9 protein-coding genes are annotated in these 6,752 nt (G+C 60.5%); 2 read left to right on the forward strand and 7 right to left on the reverse strand.

Annotated elements, in window-relative coordinates; all coding sequences use genetic code 11:
- Positions 1-345: 345 nt before the first annotated feature.
- From JKL45_RS28960 to JKL45_RS28985, 6 genes are all read right to left on the reverse strand, one after another.
- The gene (locus JKL45_RS28960; RefSeq protein ID WP_201865229.1) at positions 346-558 is read right to left on the reverse strand and encodes a DUF6894 family protein; all 213 of its coding nucleotides are present in this window, start codon (positions 556-558) and stop codon (positions 346-348) included.
- A gap of 399 nt (positions 559-957) precedes the next feature.
- The gene (locus JKL45_RS28965) at positions 958-1,113 is read right to left on the reverse strand and encodes a DUF1127 domain-containing protein (protein WP_201865230.1); all 156 of its coding nucleotides are present in this window, start codon (positions 1,111-1,113) and stop codon (positions 958-960) included.
- A 247-nt stretch (positions 1,114-1,360) separates the two neighbouring features.
- Positions 1,361-1,642 carry a hypothetical protein gene (locus JKL45_RS28970; RefSeq protein ID WP_201865231.1) on the reverse strand — a complete coding sequence of 94 codons (282 nt, stop codon included), beginning with the start codon at positions 1,640-1,642 and terminating at the stop codon, positions 1,361-1,363.
- A gap of 394 nt (positions 1,643-2,036) precedes the next feature.
- Positions 2,037-3,452, reverse strand: coding sequence for an alpha,alpha-trehalose-phosphate synthase (UDP-forming) (gene otsA / locus JKL45_RS28975; RefSeq protein WP_201865232.1), 1,416 nt, complete (start codon positions 3,450-3,452; stop codon positions 2,037-2,039).
- A 196-nt stretch (positions 3,453-3,648) separates the two neighbouring features.
- A complete protein-coding gene (locus tag JKL45_RS28980) occupies positions 3,649-4,695 on the reverse strand; it encodes a tyrosine-type recombinase/integrase (RefSeq protein ID WP_246499103.1) in 1,047 nt (348 codons plus the stop codon).
- Between the two features lie 41 nt (positions 4,696-4,736).
- Positions 4,737-5,132, reverse strand: a complete 396-nt coding sequence (locus tag JKL45_RS28985) for a hypothetical protein (RefSeq protein WP_201865233.1) — start codon at positions 5,130-5,132, stop codon at positions 4,737-4,739.
- 79 nt (positions 5,133-5,211) lie between these two features.
- On the opposite strand from JKL45_RS28985, the gene JKL45_RS28990 reads away from it, so the two are divergent.
- Positions 5,212-5,679 carry an MbcA/ParS/Xre antitoxin family protein gene (locus JKL45_RS28990; RefSeq protein ID WP_201865234.1) on the forward strand — a complete coding sequence of 156 codons (468 nt, stop codon included), beginning with the start codon at positions 5,212-5,214 and terminating at the stop codon, positions 5,677-5,679.
- The gene (locus JKL45_RS28995) at positions 5,676-5,918 is read left to right on the forward strand and encodes a hypothetical protein (protein ID WP_201865235.1); all 243 of its coding nucleotides are present in this window, start codon (positions 5,676-5,678) and stop codon (positions 5,916-5,918) included. The genes JKL45_RS28990 and JKL45_RS28995 overlap by 4 nt, the downstream gene beginning before the upstream one ends.
- Positions 5,919-5,936: 18 nt before the next feature.
- Here JKL45_RS28995 and JKL45_RS29000 read toward each other — a convergent pair whose 3' ends face one another.
- Positions 5,937-6,662 carry a metallophosphoesterase gene (locus tag JKL45_RS29000; protein WP_201865236.1) on the reverse strand — a complete coding sequence of 242 codons (726 nt, stop codon included), beginning with the start codon at positions 6,660-6,662 and terminating at the stop codon, positions 5,937-5,939.
- Positions 6,663-6,752: the final 90 nt, after the last annotated feature.

Raw genomic sequence — 6,752 nt, forward strand, 5'->3', positions numbered from 1 at the left:
TGCCGGGGATGCTGCCGCAGCAGGCGGTGGTCTCGCGGACTACTGGTGGATCATCCTGCTGGTCATCATCGTCGCCGCAGCCATCTGGTACTTCTCCCGCAGTCGCGGCCGCAGCCGCAATCAGCTGTAGGAGGCCGGTGTAGGAGGCCGGTTCCCCAGCACGGCAGTACTAGAACGGCACCATGGGCGTCAGCGTTGATGATCAGACGTGTTGATGCTCATGACCGTTTGCGAGAGAGAGCCCGGCTCCGTGCCGGGTTCTTCTTTGGCATGAGCGGCCATCCGCACCTATGCGCTCCAGGGGTGCGGACCCTGTGACCGTGAGACGTGCCATTCGATCTCCATCTATGCTTTGACGGTGCAGACCCGTTGGCCGCGCTCATCCAGCATCTCGATGACCACAGCGCTGATGTCGCCTCTCGCCAGACGTCCTCTTCCGATCTCGGCCGCCGAGCGGGTGGCCGCCTGCACGGCAGCCTCCCGGCTATCGAACTCGGCGCCGTCGTCATCGCGCACGCTCTGTGCGCCATCGTGAAGGTCAAAGTAGTAGCGGGCCACAGCGATCTCCCCTGGGCCAGCACACCTGCGTCGGACATGGTCCGTACCAAGCGGTAAGCGCCCCGGCCGAGGTGCTGTCAGGATAACCTCAACCAGGGCGCGTAGCAGAGCGTGGGGCTCCGCATCTGTTCGGGCCGATACGCAACGCACCCGACACCCTCATGCTGCCCGACCCAAGTAAACAATCCGTGGACATTGAGAGGCACGGCATGCAGCCGCTCAAGGCGGAGCTCAAAGGATGATTGCTGCCAGAGATCAGTCGCAGCAGGGCTACCGCGCCGACGTCGAGCTGCATGAGGTGAGTCCCGTGGCCGTTTGGCCCCAGGAGCAAGGGCGGGCACGGATGAACTATCGTCCTTGCCCCTCACCCAATCTCATTGATCACAGTGGGTTTCCTGTTCAGGCTTCAGTAGCCCTGCGTGTCACCTGCACGATGTCGTGTCTGGCAATGCCGATGTCTGACAACTCACGGTCAGACAGGGCATTCAACTGCCGTGCCGTTTCACGGGCACGCCGCCAGCGACGCAGGCTTGACAGAACAACTGATAAAAACATGACGCAACCTCAATGATGAGCCAGCCCTAGCGCACAGGCACCGCGCACGGGCAGCGAGAAAAAAGGCCACCAGTAGGGCGGGACCGAGTTTAGGGAGGAAACCCGCCACAGGGAGGCCGTGGCGGAGGAGGGGTCATCTACAGCGCACTTGGCGCCGGACAAACCTGAAAGTAGTCGCCCCTGCCATGCACAATGAGCATGGAACGGATGGCGGGCGTTTACGCCTCGTTGACGTTTGTCGAGCCGCTCAAACCGGGACTTTGCTGACGATCCACGCCGCCGCCTCGGGGCTGAAGCCGATTTCGAGCAACTCCTCCTCGAGATCCTCAACAGGATCAGGCTCCAGTGTAATCGATTCTGCTTCGGCAGCGGGGTTCTGCCTGCCCTCGTCCTGCTCCGCATCTTCGAGAGGCGCTACCGTGACGCGTACGACCGGGTCTTCGTCGCCATCATCCTCACCCTCGTAGAGCTTGAGCGTGACCCAGCGCTCCTCGACCTCGTCCTCATAGACCGTCTTCCACTCGCCCATGTTCCCCTCCTGGACCATGTACCGGAGAAGGCCCGGAACTGATGCCATAGCACTCTAGCGCTTTAAACCATCACATTGTCGTGCTTCAGCACCATAGCGCCATTGTGTTGCGACAGGACACCCCCATGTCCTCAATGCGGAGGCAAATCCCGCAACCCCTTGACCGCCTCCGTAGACTTCAGCCCCGTTCAGACCAATCCCGACGGGGCTTTTTCCTGCCCAGTGGCCGCATGACCTCGATCAGATCACGTGGTGTCCTGGTGCAAGGGTGCCTAATGCGACGCGGAGCTATCGAGGGGAATGCTCTGCACTGCTCGACCTGCCGCATCCACAACCTCAAGCTGCTGGACCACGGACGCAATCAGCACCTCTCTGCCGTGCTGGACAATGCCTCCTACTTCGCAAGGCTGACTGAGCGTCGTGCAGCCGTCTTGGTTTTGCTGCTGGTAAGCTCCTTCAGGAAGGTCGCTGCCCACCAGGATACGTCCTGTGCCCGGAGGACGCTCATCATGCTCTCCCACCGGGATACGCGCTCCTCCTGGCTCATCCGGAGAGCCTCCCGGATTGCCTCTGCAACCTCAATCTTGTCATTGGGATTGACGATGAGTGCAGTCTTGAGCTGCTGGGCTGCGCCTGCGAACTTGGACAGGATCAGGACACCGGGATCTGCCGGATCCTGAGCCGCCACATACTCCTTCGCCACCAGGTTCATGCCGTCACGCATGGGGGTTATGAGCCCCACCGCCGCGAGGCGGTAGAGCCCCGCGAGAACAGAGCGCTGATAGGTGCTGGTCACATAATGGATTGGAACCCAACCTGGCTCACCCAGAGTGCCGTTGATCCGCCCAAGGGTTTCATTCACCACACGTCCGAGTGTCGCATACTCGGGAACCTCGCTGCGGCTCGTCGGGGCGATCTGCAGGTAGGTGACCCGTCCCCGCTGATCCGGGTTGGTGCCGAGAAAGCGCTCGAAGGCCTCCATTCGCTCCGGAATGCCTTTTGAGTAGTCGAGGCGGTCAACGCCGATGATCAGCTTGCGGGAACCGAGACCATCCATGGTTTGCTTGATGATCCGGTTTGACTGTGAGCGCCCAGCCAGGCGCTGGAACTCTCCCACATCGATGCCGATGGGAAACCCTTTGATCCGCGTCCTTTGCCCGTCGACCTCCAACACGTCGGATTTATGATAAACAGCCCCAAGGTCATGGGTAAGGCCGCGCCGGAGATTGTCAGCATCGCGCTCTGTGTGCACCCCAACCAGATCGTAGTCCATGATGGCACGCAGAAGCTCCCGGCTGCCGGGAAGGGCGCCGAGGACCTCGGGAGCAGGCCAGGGGATATGGTGAAAGTAGCCGATCAGGTTCGTGATCCCAGCGGCTCTCAACTCCGCGGCCAGTGGGATGAGATGATAATCGTGAACCCACACGAGATCGTCCGGGCGGATCAATTGGGCGAGAGCGTTCGCAAAGGTCCGGTTAACCCGCAGATAGCCTTGATAGTCCGCCCGTGAGAACTCAGACAGTCCGATCCGGTAGTGCATGATGGGCCAGAGCGCCCGGTTGGCGAACCCGTTATAGTACTCCTGCCGATCGAGCGAGGTCAGGTCCATGAGAGCGTACTGCACCTGACCCTTATCGACGATCCTGGGCTCGACCGAGGGATGGACTGCTACCTTGCCGCTCCAGCCGAACCATAGCCCGCGATAGGCTTCGAACGCCTCGCGCAGGGCGACCGCCAGACCTCCAGCCGCCCTGTTGCCCGTGAGATCAGGAACAGCGACCCGATTTGAGACGACAACGAGCCTGGGCAATCGTACTCTCCTGCTTCGTGGTTAGAGGTAGAGCAAATCCGCTCCTGGCTAAGGCTACCCTGGTCCGTGTTCACCAGCTTCACAAGCAAGAGGTTAAGGACTGAGGCGAGGGTTCTGTTGGGTTCTGACCCATGGCAGGTTATCCCCATAGCCCGTGTTGGAACCTGGTGTCCCCCGAAATCCAAGGCCGCTCTGCTCAGGCGGCAGTCGGGCAATTCTCCTCTTGCTCCCGATTGAGCGGATGGAGGTCGCGGACCATGTGGTGGAGGCGGGAGGTGTCGAGATGGGTGTAGATCTGGGTGGTCTCGATACCGGCGTGCCCCAGCAGCTCCTGCAGCACCCGCAGGTCCGTGCCGCCGGAATGCATGTGGGTGGCAAAGGCATGCCGCAGCACGTGCGGCGACACCCGCTCAGGGCTGGCCAGTCCTGCCGCCACCGCGGCCTCCTTGATCTCGAGCAAGGCCGCCTGGCGTGTCAGGGGCTTGGCTCCGTTGCGCACCGAGTGGAACAGCCAGGGGGAGGGTGCTCCACTGGCATAGGTGCGGGCGAGCTTCTGCCACTGGGCAAGGGCCGCGATCGCCCGTTCGTGCAGGGGCACGAGGCGCTGCTTGTCGCCCTTGCCGCGCACCAGCAGCATCCGGGTGCCGGATGGCGCCGCATCGGAGGGCAGCGACAGCGCCTCGCTGATCCGCATGCCGGAGGCATAGAGCGTCTCGAACAGGGCAGCCCTGCGGGCATAGCCGGCCTGACGGTAGAGGCCCACGGAGGGATCGGCCGCCAGCCGATGAGCCGTCTCCAGGAGCGCCTCCGTCTCGGCAATGGAGAGGACGAAGGGGAGCTTGCGCGACCGCTTCATGCTCGACAGGTGAGCGGTGGGGTCACGGGAGCCGAGTTCCTCGGCGATCAGGAACTTGTGCAAGCCGCGGGCCACCGTAATCCTGCGGGCGATGGTGGATCCGGCATAGCCGCGCCCATCGAGACCAGCGATATAATCCCGGATCTGCTCCAGGCCGACCCCCTCTAGACTGAGCCTGCTCTCATCCAGCCAGGCGAGGTAACAGTTGAGATCGTCAGTGTAGGTGTCGATCGTGCCGGCAGAGGCCCCGAGCTCTCTGTTGTCAGAGCATCCAGCCAGAGCTGGGCCAGCCGCTGATTGGTCCGCATGAAATCCTCCCGATCGGGAGCAGCATGGCACGGCATCCGTTACTGGCTTCTTGTCAAAACTCCGCAAACCGCCTGCCATGATCGCAATTCTCGGCCGAGCTCTATCCAATACGATTGGATTCATACCGTTAGGGTCTTGAGCTTGTTCCGGCGGTTTGGGTCCAGCTTCAGCGGGAGTACCGTCACAATCATCTGCTCTCGTCGCTGGTAGACGATTCTCACCTTCGGGGATGCTGCCAGATTGCGGCGTGTCAGCTTGGCGATGACCATGACCCTGGAGTAGGGGGCCCAGTAAGGACACGCAAAAGCAGCTCGGTACTTGAGCTCGATCCGATCAACCAGATCGATCAAGGAGGAGGGATCATAATCGTCGAGATTGTAGCGCTCGCGGAATCGCCGGAGCGCGTGGATTGTCCAATGGCGTTCGATCGCCGCCATGATGTCCTGCTGAGACTTGGTGAGGGTCATGACCGCCTGACGGAGAACCCCGTACCCATAATCAGGATTACGTTTCACGCCAGCACAATTGCAATTGTGTCATCCGATAGAATTGGCCACAATCAGCCGTAATGCTAGACTCCGATCCATGACACAGATGGCCGACGAGATCCGCACCCTCATTGCAGATCTGTACGATGACCCTGACGGCTTCCTGAAGAGATCTCACCAGTGGTTCGGCGGGCGTTCGCCGGACGAGCTCATGGCGACTGAGGCGGGCCAGTTCGTGCTCCTGAAGTTCCTTCGCGGGAGAGACCACGTGCCGCCCCTTGAACCAGATCGAGACTTCAAGCCCTACACAACGGCAAACACCGACCACGCCATTGACCAAGCGATTGCCCGTCTCGAAAAGCAAATCGAGCAGCTCAGGTCTCTCAAAGGATCTGGGCCGGAGATCGCCGCGGTCATCGGGAGGGCACAAGAGGTCTTTGGTGAGCGGGGACTGAGCTGGTTGGTCCGGCCTAATCAGGTGCTGCAAGCCACGCCCCTTGATCTGATGACTCAGGGTAAGACCGACCGGGTTCTCCGGCTTCTCGTCCAGATTGAGCATGGAGTCTACCCATGAGCGCAGAAAAGCAGTCACCTCAGGATGCTGTTCTCGGTCGCCCTGAATGGACGGCGGCATTCATGGACGCCGGCAAGCAAGCTGTATCAGAGGCTGTTGAGGAACACCTCAGGGCAGGGAATCGCGTGTACTTCACGGATGATGAAGGAGATATCTGCGAGTTGTCGCCAGACAGGAAGACCCACAAGCTCATCCGCGAGGAAGTTGATCAGCTCATCTCCGCGTCAGTTCCTTCCTGATCATCAGGGAAGAAGCGTCTAAACGCCTATCTCAGCAACCTTGATCCCAACCCTTCGTCGAACGCGGGTCATCGGGTAACCCAAGGGATTGCAGACGACGCGCATCTCATGATCCCCAGCAGGCACCAGATAGTCGAACGGGGTGTGCACATGCCCATGAATCCATAGCCGGGTCTTGGAGAAGCGCTCAGGATTGAGGTTGTTGACGAAGAACGCATTGAGAGCATCGCCCCGGAAGTCGGGGTGGGTCGATCCAGGAAAAGGAGCATGATGTGAGACGATCGCATCGGCCTTGGCTTGCTCGAGAAACGTGAGCTGAGCCAAGTGCAGGTCGTTCCATTTATCGACGGTCACGCCCTGGATCTTTACGAAGTCCGGGAAGCGAGCGGCCTCACGCCGCCCGGTGTCGTCAAGATATGTCCAAAGAGTTGCAACAGCGAAGCGGATCCCGCCAATCGTGATCAGATCACCTAGATCATTCGGGAATGAGGCACCATAGTAATCGTGGTTGCCGTTGACGTGAATGACAGGTAGGCCGAGTTCATCTTCAATTGTCCTGAGAACCCGACTGCGGATCTCAGGATCGGGATACGTGTCGCCTGCGATCACCATGACATCGGCGTCGATCTCACGGGGAAGAGAGAGGCTGCCATAGAACTGGAACATCCCAGGCGGTGTTCCCATCGGGGATGGATCCTTGCGGTGCTCAAGGTGAAGATCGGAGATCAACGCAATCTTGGTCAAAGGGATGCCCTGGACTAAAGCGCTTTTGATCTGGGCTTGAATCCATTCGGGTGGGCTGCGCGTTGACTAGGATATGGCCCGGGAGGCAAG

Source organism: Microvirga soli (assembly GCF_016734765.1).
GTDB lineage: Bacteria > Pseudomonadota > Alphaproteobacteria > Rhizobiales > Beijerinckiaceae > Microvirga > Microvirga soli.

Coding starts and splice junctions, on each gene's coding strand:
- JKL45_RS28995 (WP_201865235.1), top strand. CDS start 5,676: ATGAGCGCAGAAAAGCAGTCACCTCAGGATGCTGTTCTCGGTCGCCCT.
- JKL45_RS28965 (WP_201865230.1), bottom strand. CDS start 1,113: ATGTTTTTATCAGTTGTTCTGTCAAGCCTGCGTCGCTGGCGGCGTGCC.
- JKL45_RS28990 (WP_201865234.1), top strand. CDS start 5,212: ATGGCCGACGAGATCCGCACCCTCATTGCAGATCTGTACGATGACCCT.
- JKL45_RS28980 (WP_246499103.1), bottom strand. CDS start 4,695: ATGGCAGGCGGTTTGCGGAGTTTTGACAAGAAGCCAGTAACGGATGCC.
- JKL45_RS28970 (WP_201865231.1), bottom strand. CDS start 1,642: ATGGGCGAGTGGAAGACGGTCTATGAGGACGAGGTCGAGGAGCGCTGG.